At 58.2% G+C, this 12,086-nt stretch carries 15 protein-coding genes; 3 read left to right on the top strand and 12 right to left on the bottom strand.

The window, feature by feature from the left end; all coding sequences use genetic code 11:
* Positions 1 to 35: 35 nt before the first annotated feature.
* A complete protein-coding gene (locus HPT27_RS05570) occupies positions 36 to 1,445 on the top strand; it encodes an NOL1/NOP2/sun family putative RNA methylase (protein ID WP_172240118.1) in 1,410 nt (469 codons plus the stop codon).
* Positions 1,446 to 1,705: 260 nt separating this feature from the next.
* Positions 1,706 to 2,671, top strand: coding sequence for a PEP-CTERM sorting domain-containing protein (locus tag HPT27_RS05565; protein WP_172240115.1), 966 nt, complete (start codon positions 1,706 to 1,708; stop codon positions 2,669 to 2,671).
* A 195-nt stretch (positions 2,672 to 2,866) separates the two neighbouring features.
* On the opposite strand, the gene HPT27_RS05560 is transcribed toward HPT27_RS05565, so the two are convergent.
* The 8 genes from HPT27_RS05560 to HPT27_RS05525 all read right to left on the bottom strand — a co-directional run bounded on the left by HPT27_RS05560 (position 2,867) and on the right by HPT27_RS05525 (position 8,701).
* Complete coding sequence (locus HPT27_RS05560; RefSeq protein ID WP_172240112.1) at positions 2,867 to 3,322, bottom strand: REP-associated tyrosine transposase; 456 nt, start codon at positions 3,320 to 3,322, stop codon at positions 2,867 to 2,869.
* Between the two features lie 49 nt (positions 3,323 to 3,371).
* Entirely contained in the window at positions 3,372 to 4,070 is a 699-nt protein-coding gene (gene trmH, locus HPT27_RS05555; protein WP_172240109.1) for a tRNA (guanosine(18)-2'-O)-methyltransferase TrmH, read from the bottom strand.
* A 49-nt stretch (positions 4,071 to 4,119) separates the two neighbouring features.
* Entirely contained in the window at positions 4,120 to 4,503 is a 384-nt protein-coding gene (locus tag HPT27_RS05550; RefSeq protein WP_172240106.1) for a RidA family protein, read from the bottom strand.
* A 52-nt stretch (positions 4,504 to 4,555) separates the two neighbouring features.
* Positions 4,556 to 4,765, bottom strand: coding sequence for a hypothetical protein (locus tag HPT27_RS05545; protein ID WP_172240103.1), 210 nt, complete (start codon positions 4,763 to 4,765; stop codon positions 4,556 to 4,558).
* A gap of 13 nt (positions 4,766 to 4,778) precedes the next feature.
* On the bottom strand, positions 4,779 to 5,039 hold the full coding sequence (locus HPT27_RS05540; protein WP_172240100.1) for a hypothetical protein: 261 nt from the start codon (positions 5,037 to 5,039) through the stop codon (positions 4,779 to 4,781).
* Positions 5,040 to 7,178, bottom strand: coding sequence for a bifunctional GTP diphosphokinase/guanosine-3',5'-bis pyrophosphate 3'-pyrophosphohydrolase (gene spoT, locus HPT27_RS05535; protein ID WP_172240097.1), 2,139 nt, complete (start codon positions 7,176 to 7,178; stop codon positions 5,040 to 5,042).
* Positions 7,179 to 7,200: 22 nt separating this feature from the next.
* Positions 7,201 to 7,470 (bottom strand): DNA-directed RNA polymerase subunit omega, encoded by a 270-nt coding sequence (gene rpoZ / locus HPT27_RS05530; protein WP_172240094.1) that lies wholly within the window; start codon positions 7,468 to 7,470, stop codon positions 7,201 to 7,203.
* Between the two features lie 187 nt (positions 7,471 to 7,657).
* Positions 7,658 to 8,701 (bottom strand): zinc-dependent alcohol dehydrogenase family protein, encoded by a 1,044-nt coding sequence (locus HPT27_RS05525; protein ID WP_235950848.1) that lies wholly within the window; start codon positions 8,699 to 8,701, stop codon positions 7,658 to 7,660.
* A gap of 435 nt (positions 8,702 to 9,136) precedes the next feature.
* On the opposite strand from HPT27_RS05525, the gene HPT27_RS05520 reads away from it, so the two are divergent.
* Positions 9,137 to 10,048: a LysR family transcriptional regulator gene (locus HPT27_RS05520; RefSeq protein WP_172240091.1), complete on the top strand. Its 912-nt coding sequence runs from the start codon at positions 9,137 to 9,139 to the stop codon at positions 10,046 to 10,048.
* A gap of 95 nt (positions 10,049 to 10,143) precedes the next feature.
* Here the strand turns inward: HPT27_RS05520 and HPT27_RS05515 are convergent, their stop codons facing one another.
* From HPT27_RS05515 to HPT27_RS05500, 4 genes are read right to left on the bottom strand one after another with little or no spacing between them, the layout of a single operon-like run.
* Complete coding sequence (locus HPT27_RS05515; RefSeq protein ID WP_172240088.1) at positions 10,144 to 10,707, bottom strand: hypothetical protein; 564 nt, start codon at positions 10,705 to 10,707, stop codon at positions 10,144 to 10,146.
* Between the two features lie 19 nt (positions 10,708 to 10,726).
* Entirely contained in the window at positions 10,727 to 10,969 is a 243-nt protein-coding gene (locus HPT27_RS05510) for a hypothetical protein (RefSeq protein WP_172240085.1), read from the bottom strand.
* Between the two features lie 17 nt (positions 10,970 to 10,986).
* A complete protein-coding gene (gmk, locus tag HPT27_RS05505; protein WP_172240082.1) occupies positions 10,987 to 11,610 on the bottom strand; it encodes a guanylate kinase in 624 nt (207 codons plus the stop codon).
* A gap of 37 nt (positions 11,611 to 11,647) precedes the next feature.
* Entirely contained in the window at positions 11,648 to 12,085 is a 438-nt protein-coding gene (locus HPT27_RS05500) for a hypothetical protein (protein ID WP_172240079.1), read from the bottom strand.
* Between the last annotated feature and the right edge of the window lies 1 nt (position 12,086).

The following is a 12,086-nucleotide window of genomic DNA, read 5'->3' as shown; positions in this document are numbered from 1 at the left end:
ACAGCGCCAATTACAACCGGACCGGCAACGCGACCATGGCTCTCGCTGATTTTGAACACTACCTGCGTCAACACCTGAGCGCGACCGAGATCGACGCGTTGATGGCGTGCAACCGCACGCCACTACGCCCCTGCTTGCGGACGAACCCACTGCGAGCGGGAGCAGAACTGCCCAGTTTCTTTGACGAGTGCCTGCAGCGCAACAACAGTGTCCCGTGGTGGCCGCAGGCATTCTGGTATCAGGCAAAGTACCCGGAAAATGAGTTTGCCCTTGGCAACAGCATCGAACATCTGAGCGGTCAGTTTTATATTCAGGAAGCCAGCTCGATGTTGCCAGTCGCGGCGCTGCTGAAGTTTCTCGATACCGACACAGCCACAGTGCTCGACATGTGCGCCGCACCGGGTTCAAAGACCACCCAGCTCGCGGCCGCGCTGAACAACCGCGGCACCATCATCGCCAACGAGCTTTCAGCAAGCCGCTTGAAGACCTTGTCAGCCTCGCTGCTCCGTTGCGGTGTCAGCAACACGGCGCTCTGTCATCTTGATGCCCGCCGCTTTGGCGAGCTGGCGCCGGAAACCTTTGACGCGATTCTGCTCGACGCACCGTGCACCGGTGAAGGTACGGTGCGCAAAGACCCCGGCGCACTTAATAACTGGAATCTCGGCACGATTGAAACCACCGCCGCGCTGCAACGTGAGTTGATCGCCTCGGCCTTCCATGCGCTGAAACCAGGCGGCGTGCTGGTGTACTCCACTTGCACCATCAACCGCATCGAAAACCACGACGTCTGTCGCTGGCTATTGCAAACCTTCGCCGGCATGGCCGAAACCCTGCCGCTTGATTCACTGTTCCCCGGTGCTGAGCGAGCCGCAACACCGGAAGGCTGGTTGTGGCTGTTGCCACAAATTTTCGACAGCGAAGGTTTTTTTGTCGCCGCGTTTCGCAAGACCGGAAGTACCGAGACAGCGCCTGGCCATCCACGCAAAGCCGCCGATTTCGCCTATGCGCCGCTGTCTCGCCGGCTCAGTACCGAGTTGTTGCAACATTGGCGGGACGGTCTCGGCGTCGACGCCACCGCGTTGGCCCTGCGGCTGTATGTACGCGATGAAACCGTGTATTTGTTAATTGAACAGGCGGAGCACTGGCATCAGCGTTTGCAAATCAATCGCTTTGGCTTGCCAGTAGCGGAATTGCACAAAAACGGCATGCGCAGCCTGCACAGTGCCGCCATCGTGCTTGCACCCGCCCAAGACCAGGACGTAATTGCCGTTAGCCGCGAAGCGGCGCGGCACTTCCTGATGGGCCGCGACATCGACGTGACTGCTGGAGGTACCGGCGAGCGTCGTATCCAATTTGATGGTGTGGTGCTGGGGCTCGGCAAATTGCGTGACGGCAGACTGAAGAACGGCTATCCGCGCGACTTCGTCAACGACCGGGCCCGTTAACCGCGGTGGCCGCTAGCGCGGCGCCAGCAAAGCCTTCCCACGTCAATTTTTTTAACGCTTCAAGTTCATTCTGTCGTGGCGACGACACCAAGCCCCTGAAAAACCAAGCGCTTGCCCCATCCGGCACGAACCCTGCTTCCTTGAACGACAGCCCCACTAGGGCTCGCGGTTGCGACTGGCTTTCGTTTGGCAAACAAGCTGCCTCAGGACTTACTGTCACAACAGACGTTCCATCACAACAAAGATCGGAGGGGATTTTCATGGCTCAACGCAGGATTGGTGTTGCCGTCGCGACCATCGCGGCCGCGCTGTTCGGGCAATTGGCGCAAGCGGATCTGGTGACCATTCATAACGGCACCATTGCCATGACCACCGCGCGCAGTTGCAGCAGCGTTGACGATGCCAGCACGCTGGACCGCTGCTATGAAAATGACGCGATGACGTTCGCGCACACCATGCGCGAGTTCAATCAGGTCTATAACCCGGGCTCCAGCTATGCCTCGGCGTCGGCTACCAATGCGCTGTCGATTGCCGGCAGCAATGTCACCAGCGCTTGGGTATCGGCGCCGTCGGATGCTACTTATCTGCCGAACCTGCATCAGCAGGCTTATTCCGGCACCGAATACGCCCGCGCCGGTGCGCACGTGGCGCTGCTGCAAGGTTACGAATGGGATGGCACCGGCAGCGCTGATCGCTCACTGGATATCAATTTCAATTACACCGGCAGCGACGTCACGCTGTATGACGATGTGGTCGCGGCCGATGCGGCCAATAACCGCATCGATGCATCGTTCTCGCAAGTCAGCGTCTGGGTGTTCTCTCTGCTCGGTACCGACATCCTGATCGAAGACGATTTCGCCAACGATCCGGCACTCGGCGCCTGCTATTTTGATTTGGGTCTGGCTGACTGCCTTGCCACGGTCCGACCGGACTTCCAGTTGCTCGCCTCAACCGTGCTGACCGCCGACGCCTCGGGCAGCGATCTGAGCGCCAGCCTGAACTTCGCGCTGGATCCTACGCGCACGACCTTCGTCTGGATGCAGTCGATGGCCTGGGGCCGGTTCGGCAGCTTCTTCGATGGCTCGCACACCTTCACCGCCCACTTCGACAGCATCGAAGGCATGAACCTACTCTCGGACGGCGCCAACGCCGTTCCGGAACCGTGGTCACTGTCATTGTTCAGCGCCGGCTTGCTGCTGATGTGGACGCGGCGCCAACGCAAGTGAACAATCGTGGGAAATAAAAAACGGGAGCGTTGGCTCCCGTTTTTTTGCCTCAGCTCGACAAAGCCATAACTCCGATTCTTGTCTTCGTCATTGGGCGAAAAGCGCAAGTAGCTATGGGTTGATACCAACCCGTGGGAGCGGCTTCAGCCGCGATTACCCTACGGCCGGTGCGCGACATGGCAATCGCTCAAGCGTTTACCCGAGCCAGACAGCATCCCAGTGCGGGTACTCGGCCACATTTGTCACCAACCCCCTCCGGAGCGGATTGGCTACCACGTAGCGAGCCAAGGCTTGCAGATCCGCTTCCTGCCGAATCGCTCGATCATGAAACCCGCCTTGCCAGAGCGGCTTCACACCATGCAACTTAGCTACCTTCAGTGAAGCTCTGGCCTTCACTCGGCGCATGAGCAACGACAAGCTGATGCTTTTAAGCTCCACCAACCAATGCAAATGATCCGGCATCACAACATAACAATAAGTGCATGTCAGGCCATCGCGGTCGCAAGCAAGCATTTCCAAAACAAGCGCTCGCGCGATGTTGAGTGTCAAAAAATGTGGCTGGCGCTGATAAGTGCACGCCGTCAGTAGATAGAAACCACGATGAGCCGAATATCGGCCAATACGCAGCGAACGAGAATGTGGACGTTCCATGTCCAATCTCTTTTTCTTTCGCGGCTAAAGCCGCTCCCACAGGGTTTGCTCAGTACTCCCCATCCTCCGGCGACAACTCCACTTCGGCTTCGCCGGGGTGGCTGAGCAGATCACCGGTTTCCGGGTTGATGCCGGGATAGGGTTGTTGGTGGTTGCGGCAAAATTGTGCGACGCGGGGATGCAGCCATTCCACCAGCAGGCGCTGGTAGTCGGCGTCGGTCAGCCGTCGCTGGCGATAGAATCCGGCATCGCGGCGCTGCCGCTCGGCTTCGTACAACACTATCGCGGTCGCGACCGAGACATTCAGCGACTGCACCATGCCGTCCATTGGAATGATGATGTGCTGATCGGCGACGGCAGCAGCGGCTTCCGACACACCAAATTTCTCCGCACCGACAATGATGCAGGTCGGTTTGGTGTAATCCACCGCGCGAAAATCCACTGAGCGCGCGCTCAGCTGTGTGCAGAGCAATTGATAGCCCTGCGCTTTCAATTGCTCTGCAGCAAGCTTGACATCGGCGTGTCGGGTGCAATCCACCCAACGGGTTGAGCCTGCCGTGGTGGCATTGCCAAAGCGCACCTGCTTTGATGGTGTGACGGCATGAACCTGACCCACGCCGATGGCATCGCAGGTGCGGACAATCGCGGCCAGGTTATGCGGCTTGTTGACTTCATCCATCAGCACGGTCAGATCGGGTTGGCGCTTGGCCAACACCGCGAGCACGCGCTGGAAACGTTCGGGCGTCATGACTTTCTCGGCTTTGCTAACAGGCAACAACGGGGATGGCTGGCGTTGCTCAGGACAGCACCATCACGCCTTCAATTTCAACCCGGCAGCCGCGCGGCAGTTCTTTCACGCCAACCGCGGCACGGGCCGGATACGGCTCGACAAAATACTCAGCCATCACAGCGTTAACGTCAGCGAAGAAACTGAGATCGGTCAAAAAAACATTCACTTTGACGAAATCCTTCATGTCGCCGCCGGCCGCCTGCGCTACCGCTTTCAGGTTCTTGAACACGCGATGGATTTCATCGCGGATTTCGCCGCTGACCAGCTGCATCGTTGCCGGGTCGAGCGGGATTTGGCCGGATAGGTAAACGGTGTTACCGACTTTCACGGCTTGCGAATAGGTGCCAATCGCCTTCGGCGCATGTTCGGTGCTGATGATGGTTTTCGACATGATGACAATCTCAGGTGGCAACGCGGAGTCATAACAAATTTACCGATAGAGTTCAGAAGTTTCTCGACCAATAAATTGCGATTGAATTATCCAGATCATTGAGTTCGATATAGAACTCCATATAGTCTCTGGCTTCAACACTTAAATAAACAGCATCGGTAGAAGAGTCTTTTTCCAAAGCATTATTGTCTACTGCTGCCATAAGCAGTTTTGCCTCTTCGCTGTCCCAAAATTCTCCGGCAAGATCCTTGGCAACAGACATCGCAGACTTGCCATCAGGTCATTTTTCCTTTAGGAAATGATCGACGAATACTGAATCCAAGATGGTCACATCCACCGTACGTCACGCTCACCTTGCTGCCATCGATTTCATTCCACGACGCAGTCATATCATCAAATGAAACGGCAGCCCCACTATGCTGCGTGGCAATTTCAGTGAGTTTCAGTCGCTGGTTTCCAGTGTCGTAAGTACAGTCGTCCGCCGAAACAGCTGATAGAACCATGAAACCGATAGGTAATAGGAAAATCTTGGTCATTTACGAGCTCGGTTTTGCGGTTCGCTCATTCTGGGCACGATGATGCCGAACGATCCGGTTCACTTCATTCATCGCCCGCAGCCGGCGCATGATGTTGGCCAGATGCAGACGGCCACGCACCTGGACCATGAACACGATGGTGTTGTAACTGCCATCGCGCGGATCGATTTCGAGGTTGACGATGTTGGCTTCTTCATCGGCGATGGTTGAGGTGAGCTGAGCCAGCACGCCGCGCTGGTTGATCACATCCACTTCCAGTTCGACCGCGAATTCGCCTTTGACGTCTTTTTCCCATTGCAGCGGCACGGTCTTGCCCGGTTTGCCGGTGAACTCGGCGGTGTTCGGGCAGGAATACATGTGCACATTGATACCGCGGCCGGCGCTCAGAATACCGATGATCGGATCGCCCGGAATCGGGCAACAGCAACGGGCGTAATTGACCAGCATGCCTTCGGTACCGCGAATAGCCAGTGGCTCTTCTTCGCCGGTTTCAATGCGCTTGATCACGCGCCGTTCCGGATCAAGTCGGTGCGCGACGGCGATGGCCGGGATCTGACCGATGCCGATATCGGCCAGCAGATCGTCAAAGCTCTTGTGCTTGGTTTCCTGCGCGACTCGTTTGCGCTCGGCTTCCGGAAATTGATCGACGCTTTTCTCGTGCAGGGCGTTCTCGAGCAGCCGCCGGCCCATGGCAATCGATTCGTCGCGGCGCTGGTTCTTCAGGAAGTGGCGGATGTTTGCCCGCGCTTTGCCGGTGGCGGCAAAACTGAGCCAGGTCGGATTCGGCCGCGCCCCCGGCGCCGTGACAATCTCGACCGTCTGGCCGTTGCGCAGCACGGTGGAAAGCGGCGCCAGTTGCCGGTCAATTTTTGCTGCCACGCAGGCGTTACCAACATCGGTGTGAATGGCGTAAGCAAAATCAACCGGGGTCGCGCCCACCGGCAGTTCAAGAATATTGCCGTTCGGGGTGAACACATACACCTCGTCCGGAAACAGATCGATTTTGACGTTCTCGACAAACTCCATCGAGTCGCCGGCACGCTGCTGAAATTCGATCACACTGCGCAACCACTCACGAGCACGGGTTTCTGCCGGGTTGGGCGCGCTGCCGGTTTTGTACAGCCAGTGTGCGGCCACGCCATTGCTGGCCATTTGATCCATCTGCTCGGTACGGATCTGCACTTCGACGTGCAAACCATGCGGGCCTTTCAGTACCGTGTGCAGGGACTGATAGCCGTTGGTTTTCGGAATCGCAACGTAATCCTTGAACCGTCCCGGCACCGGTTTGTACAGATTGTGGATTTGGCCCAGCACGCGATAGCAGCTGTCTTCGCTGTCGGTGATGATGCGGAAGCCATAGATGTCCATGACTTCGGCAAAACTGCCGACCCGGGTTTTCATTTTGTTGTAGATGGAAAACAGCGATTTTTCCCGGCCCACCACTTTGGCGTTGATGCCGGCTTTTTGCAGTTTTCCTTCGACTGCCTGGGCAATGCCGCTGACGATTTCCTTGCGGTTGCCGCGTGCGCGCTTGACCGCGTTGCGCAGCACTTGATAACGCATCGGGTACAGTGCGGCAAAACCGAGATCTTCCAGTTCCTGACGAATGCTGTACATGCCGAGCCGGTTGGCGATGGGCGCGTAAATTTCCAGCGTCTCTTGCGCGATGCGGCGGCGCTTGTGCGGCGCCAGCGCGCCGAGCGTCTGCATGTTGTGCAAACGGTCGGCGAGCTTGATCAGAATGACGCGGATGTCGCGCGTCATCGCCATCATCATCTTGCGGAAGTTTTCGGCTTGCTGCTCGGCCTTGCTGCCGAACTGGATCTGGGTGAGCTTGGACACGCCTTCGACCAGATCGGCCACTTGCGGGCCAAACTGTTCGATCAGTTGTTCTTTGGTAACGCCGCAGTCTTCGATGACGTCATGCATCAGCGCGGCCGCGAGGCTCTGCGCATCCAGACGTAGACCGGCGAGAATGCCGGCGACCGCCACCGGATGGGTGATGTACGGTTCGCCGGAGGTGCGTTGCTGACCGGCATGGGCATCGCGGGCCAGCACAAAGGCTTTGCTGATTAACTCGACCTGTTCCGGTTCAAGATAAGCAGCTATCTGCTGACGCAAGCCCTCGAAAAGTTGCATGGCCGGGGGCTCGCGGAACGGATTATTCGAGGCTGAAATCCGGGGTCTCTTCTACCACCGGTGCAGCAATTTGCTGAACCACGCGCAGCTCTTCCTGCTCGACGTATTCGGCGTCGATGAGGCCGGCTTCGAGTTCGCGCAGCGCGACCACGGTCGGCTTGTCGTTATCCCACTCGACTTTCGGATCCTTGCCGCCGGTGGCGAGCTGACGCGCGCGCTTGGCCGAGACCAGCACCAAATCAAAACGGTTGCCGACTTTCTCGACTGCATCCTGGACGGTGACACGTGCCATGCCTGAACCCCTTAAACGATTACGGTAACGATTACGGACTGCGGACTGCCATAGCAACTGCAAAACGCGTAGGCCCTGCGCTGGACGCAGGGCCGTGTAGTGTAGCGAAAAGGCGGCCAGCCGGCCAGATCGGATACGGGCGCAGCGGGATTCAGGCCGGCGGCCGGCCCGGCCGGTCGGGCGGGTTTCAGCCGATCTCGACCACCACCTTGCCGACTGCTGCCCCGCTCTCCAGCCGGCGATGGGCAGCCGCCATGTCGGCCAGCGCGAAGGCCGCCGAATCCAGCACCGGCCGCAGTTGGCCGGCGTCGGCCAGTTTAGCGACTTCGCGCAGTATCTGGCCGTGATGCGCCCGGTCCAGCCTATGTTTCGGGTCATGCAGCATCGGGATCAGCATGAACACCACATGCAGGCTCAGGCCCTTGAGGTGCATCGGGGTCAGGTCATATTGCTGGCTGGCGACGATGGTGACCACCTGGCCATTGAGCCGCGCCGCTTGCAACGCCGTGTTCAGGTTGTCGCCGCCGACCGCGTCGAACACCACGTCAAAACCGGCACCGTCGGTCAGCCGCTGGACGTAATCGGCCACCGTTTCTTCCCGGTAATTGACCACCGCATCGGCCCCCAGCTCGCGCACCAGCGCCGCCTTAGTAGCGGACGACACGGTCGCCGTGACATGGGCGCCACGCGCCTTGGCAATCTGGACCGCGATATGACCAACGCCGCCTGCGCCACCGAGCACCAGCACCTTCTCGCCCGGTTGGATGCGAGCCCGGTCGACCAGCCCTTCCCAGGCCGTGATGCTGACCAGCGGCAGCGCCGCCGTTTCGCGCCAGCTCAGGGTTTTCGGCTTGGCCGCCAGCAGTCGGGCGTCGGCATTGACATACTCGGCATAGGCGCCCGGCAGGCCGCGAACGCCGCCGGCGCTGCCATAGACCTCGTCACCGACCTTGAACGCCGTGACGCCGGCACCAACCGCAACCACCTCGCCGGCGACATCCGCCCCCAGCACGGCCGGCAAGACCGGACCCAGCGCCGGGCCATGACGGCGAATCTTGTAATCCACCGGATTGACGCTGGTCGCGCGCTGGCGCACCAGCACTTGGCCCGGACCGGCTTCCGGCCGGGTCACGGTCTCCAGCTGGAACACCTCGGGTTCACCGAAGGCGCGGATGAGCTGGGCCTGCATGGTGCTCGGCAGGTGGGTGGTGGTCAGGCTTGGCTTGGTCATGGCAATCACTCCGGTTTGGGTACAGGCGGAGCAAACGGCTCCAGCGATGGCGGACAGTGTAATTGCGATGGTAAATGGCGATAATCAGGCAGACTGTGGATGCAGTGTTTGGCTTTATTTGAAAATTGCGATGATTTAACCGCCTCGGCGGATGGCGACAAGCTGCTAGCCGGCCACGTCTTCGGTCCCGAAGCCCCCTCTCCCCAGCCCTCTCCCGCGAGGGGAGAGGGAGTTGAGCTCACTCGTGCCTCATAAGGTAGAGCGGGATTTAACGAAACACGGCTTCGTTTCGCCGCCGCGCCACGTGCTGGCGATTGCTTGGCCCGCTACTAAAGGCGAGCACGCACTTTATTGCTCCCTCTCCCCTCGCGGGAGAGGGTTGGGGAGAGGGGGAACCGCTACACCACAGCAAAAGGTAACAAAGGAAAACCAACGATGGACGAAGCCGATCTGCAGCTGTTCCTGCGCATCGCTACCCTGGGCAGCCTCAGCGCCGCCGCCCGCGAAGCCAACCTGTCACCGGCCGTGGTCAGTCATCGGCTCGGCCAGCTGGAACAGAAACTCGGCGTGCGGCTGTTTCACCGCAGCACCCGCAGTCTGAGTCTCAGCGAAGACGGCCGGCTGTTTCTGAGCCACGCCGAAGCGCTGGTAGAAGCCATGACCAACGCCCGCGCCAGCTTCAGCGCGCCGGGCCAGCTGGTGCAAGGCGTGTTGCGCGTCACCACCTCGGCCTCGTTCGGCCGGCAACACCTGACCCCACTGCTGGCGAAATTTCTGGCGCTGCATCCGCAACTGAAAATCGATTTACATCTGTCCGATCAGGTGGTCGATTTGATCCAGGAAGGGTTCGACGTCGGCATCCGCATGGCCGAGCAAATTGATCCGGGTCTGGTTGCGCGCAAACTGGCGATCAGTGATCGATTGCCGGTGGCCGCACCGGCCTATCTCGCCCGTCATGGCACTCCGCTGCAGCCGGCGGATCTGGCGCAGCACGAATGCCTGATCCTGAACGAGCAACGGCAATGGAAATTTGTCACCGGCAACGGTTCTGAACTTGCCGTGCAGGTGCAGGGCCGGCTGCGCTGCAACCACGGCGAAAGCCTGCGCGAGGCCGCACTCGCCGGACTCGGCATCTGCATACAATCGATCTGGAACATCCACCGCGAGCTCGCCAGCGGTGCACTGGTGCCGGTGCTGATCGATTATCCGCTCGCCAACAAATCCCATATCTGGGCGGTGTATCCGAGCGGCCGTTTGCTGGCGCCGAAGGTAAGAGCGTTTATTGATTTTCTGCTGGCGGAGTGGAAAGACGTGCCGTGGGCGCTGGTGAATTCATCGGCTGCGTAGAGCAATCGGAATACTGAAAAAAGCGGCTGAGGTGATTTTTTCGGCCATGAGTTCCAGTGAGAAATTGCCCGGATTGCATCCGGACCAAGACAGCACTAGGTCGCTTGTAGAACCGAATGAACCGGATTCATCAATTTGCGTTGATAACGCTCCGCGTTCCGGCACCCCATCATCAAGCCTAAAAGAGAAGCCAGAAGACAAATCAACTCACCCGGATCGAAGTAAGAATAGGCCAACCAAGAAACTACAGTAGGGATGGCAACAAAGGGAAACGTCAATCCTACAAACCGCCAGTATGGCTCGGTCAGTTTCCGATACATCAAATAAGAAACCATTGCCGACACGAAGATAAGGATAGGGACACCGACCAGAGCGAGTTTGATGGCCTTGTAGACAATCAACAATGAGCCAAAGCAGGCATCAAAAAATTCATGGTCCGATTCATAGGCGCACGGCTCTATCGGCAGATATTTCAGTAAAGCGGATTCCAGGGTATCCGAAAAAAGCGCGGACTGAAATTCCAGCAGCAATGACATCACCAGCCAGATTGCTGCGGTTGCTGTTAGCAGCCGACCAAAGCCCAGTTTATTTGTTCCATGTCCCATGGTCAGCGCAACAACTCCCGCAACTGCTTGCCATGTCGCTGCAACAGCAAACACACCTCACAACACGCAGCCGTCATTTCCGATCCTGCATAACGCGAAATAGTGCAATGCCGACAAACAGGGCACTATTCAGCAGCAACACCGCGACCCAGCCGCCGCTGAAGATTCCAATTACCAGCCCTGAAAGTGCGGCAGACAAACCCGCCCAAAGCCAGCCATTGTCCCGCTTGCCGTTCTTGGCCTCTTCCTTCGCCATCGCATAGAACGTAATTCCGCAAACGCAAGCCAGGATGAAGTTGGTCTGATAGAAGATCATTTCGCTTTCTTTCCGCTTCAGGAAAGCAGCGCTTTCATCTGCTGTGCATGCCGTTGTTGCTGCACCGCAGTCTGGCAGCGTTCGGCCAGAAATACCGCCTTCAATTCGGTCAGGGCCTGATTCAGGTCGTCATTGATAATCAGGTAATCGTATTCCGGCGCGTGGGCGATCTCGCCTTTGGCGGCCGCGAGCCGGCGTTGAATCACCTCTTCACTGTCCTTGCCCCGACCACGCAGCCGGGATTCCAGCGCCGCAATCGACGGCGGCAGAATGAAAACGGTGACGCAGGCCGGCATCAGCTTGCGCATCTGCGCTGCGCCCTGCCAGTCGATTTCCAGAATCACATCCTGGCCTTCGGCAAGTCGGGCCTCGACCCATTCGCGCGAGGTGCCGTAAAAATTACCATGGACCTCGGCGTGCTCGTAAAACGCATGGCGCGCAACCATGGCCTTGAATTCGTCTACGCTGACAAAGTTGTAATGCACGCCATGCACTTCGCCATCACGCTTGGCACGCGTGGTGGTGGAAATGGAGTGGATCACGCCGGGCATGTCTTTGACCAGCGCCGTCACCAGCGTGGTTTTGCCGGTGCCGGAGGCGGCGGAGATGATGAAGAGTTTGCCGGGTGCGGATTTGGTCATTTTTTCTGGTGGCCTTTATACGCGATGAAATTCCCAACTACTTGCTATACGCCGCTTCGATCGACACATCTGCAGCAAGTTGCGCTGGATCGGCAATCTCGGTCGACTTGCCACAAATAATCACAAACGGCGTTGCCTCGTCAGGCTCAATTCGTTGCTTCACGGACTGACTGCATTTATCTATGGGCACTCCGCCAACTCGCACCATAGCTTCCAAATAGAGTGAGGTCACCGCAACATCGCTGGCATTTGTGACCTTGCCCTCAACACTTATTCTGTTGCTGACGAAGTTCACCTTCTCAACGACTGCTCGCAACCTTGTCAGATCGGAGGGGGACAGCTGCCCCGATACATTGGTAGCTGCCCCTGCAGATTCCAGTTTTGTAAACGCAAAGACAATCCCGACAAGTGCAATGGAAAAGCCGATACCAAACACTACCCCATCAATAAACTTTCGTCCCAACCCTGTCATCATA

The sequence above is a fragment of the Permianibacter fluminis genome (genome assembly GCF_013179735.1).
Taxonomy (GTDB): Bacteria; Pseudomonadota; Gammaproteobacteria; order Enterobacterales; family Permianibacteraceae; genus Permianibacter; species Permianibacter fluminis.
The sequence above is the reverse complement of the archived record's forward strand: the minus strand, read 5'-3'. Positions and strand labels throughout refer to the sequence as shown.

Excerpts from the sequence above, each read along its gene's own strand:
- HPT27_RS05570 (WP_172240118.1), top strand. The coding sequence starts at position 36 with ATGGCTCTCGCTGATTTTGAACACTACCTGCGTCAACACCTGAGCGCG.
- HPT27_RS05565 (WP_172240115.1), top strand. The coding sequence starts at position 1,706 with ATGGCTCAACGCAGGATTGGTGTTGCCGTCGCGACCATCGCGGCCGCG.
- HPT27_RS05560 (WP_172240112.1), bottom strand. The coding sequence starts at position 3,322 with ATGGAACGTCCACATTCTCGTTCGCTGCGTATTGGCCGATATTCGGCT.
- trmH (WP_172240109.1), bottom strand. The coding sequence starts at position 4,070 with ATGACGCCCGAACGTTTCCAGCGCGTGCTCGCGGTGTTGGCCAAGCGC.
- HPT27_RS05550 (WP_172240106.1), bottom strand. The coding sequence starts at position 4,503 with ATGTCGAAAACCATCATCAGCACCGAACATGCGCCGAAGGCGATTGGC.
- HPT27_RS05545 (WP_172240103.1), bottom strand. The coding sequence starts at position 4,765 with ATGTCTGTTGCCAAGGATCTTGCCGGAGAATTTTGGGACAGCGAAGAG.
- HPT27_RS05540 (WP_172240100.1), bottom strand. The coding sequence starts at position 5,039 with ATGACCAAGATTTTCCTATTACCTATCGGTTTCATGGTTCTATCAGCT.
- spoT (WP_172240097.1), bottom strand. The coding sequence starts at position 7,178 with ATGCAACTTTTCGAGGGCTTGCGTCAGCAGATAGCTGCTTATCTTGAA.
- rpoZ (WP_172240094.1), bottom strand. The coding sequence starts at position 7,470 with ATGGCACGTGTCACCGTCCAGGATGCAGTCGAGAAAGTCGGCAACCGT.
- HPT27_RS05525 (WP_235950848.1), bottom strand. The coding sequence starts at position 8,701 with ATGACCAAGCCAAGCCTGACCACCACCCACCTGCCGAGCACCATGCAG.
- HPT27_RS05520 (WP_172240091.1), top strand. The coding sequence starts at position 9,137 with ATGGACGAAGCCGATCTGCAGCTGTTCCTGCGCATCGCTACCCTGGGC.
- HPT27_RS05510 (WP_172240085.1), bottom strand. The coding sequence starts at position 10,969 with ATGATCTTCTATCAGACCAACTTCATCCTGGCTTGCGTTTGCGGAATT.
- gmk (WP_172240082.1), bottom strand. The coding sequence starts at position 11,610 with ATGACCAAATCCGCACCCGGCAAACTCTTCATCATCTCCGCCGCCTCC.
- HPT27_RS05500 (WP_172240079.1), bottom strand. The coding sequence starts at position 12,085 with ATGATGACAGGGTTGGGACGAAAGTTTATTGATGGGGTAGTGTTTGGT.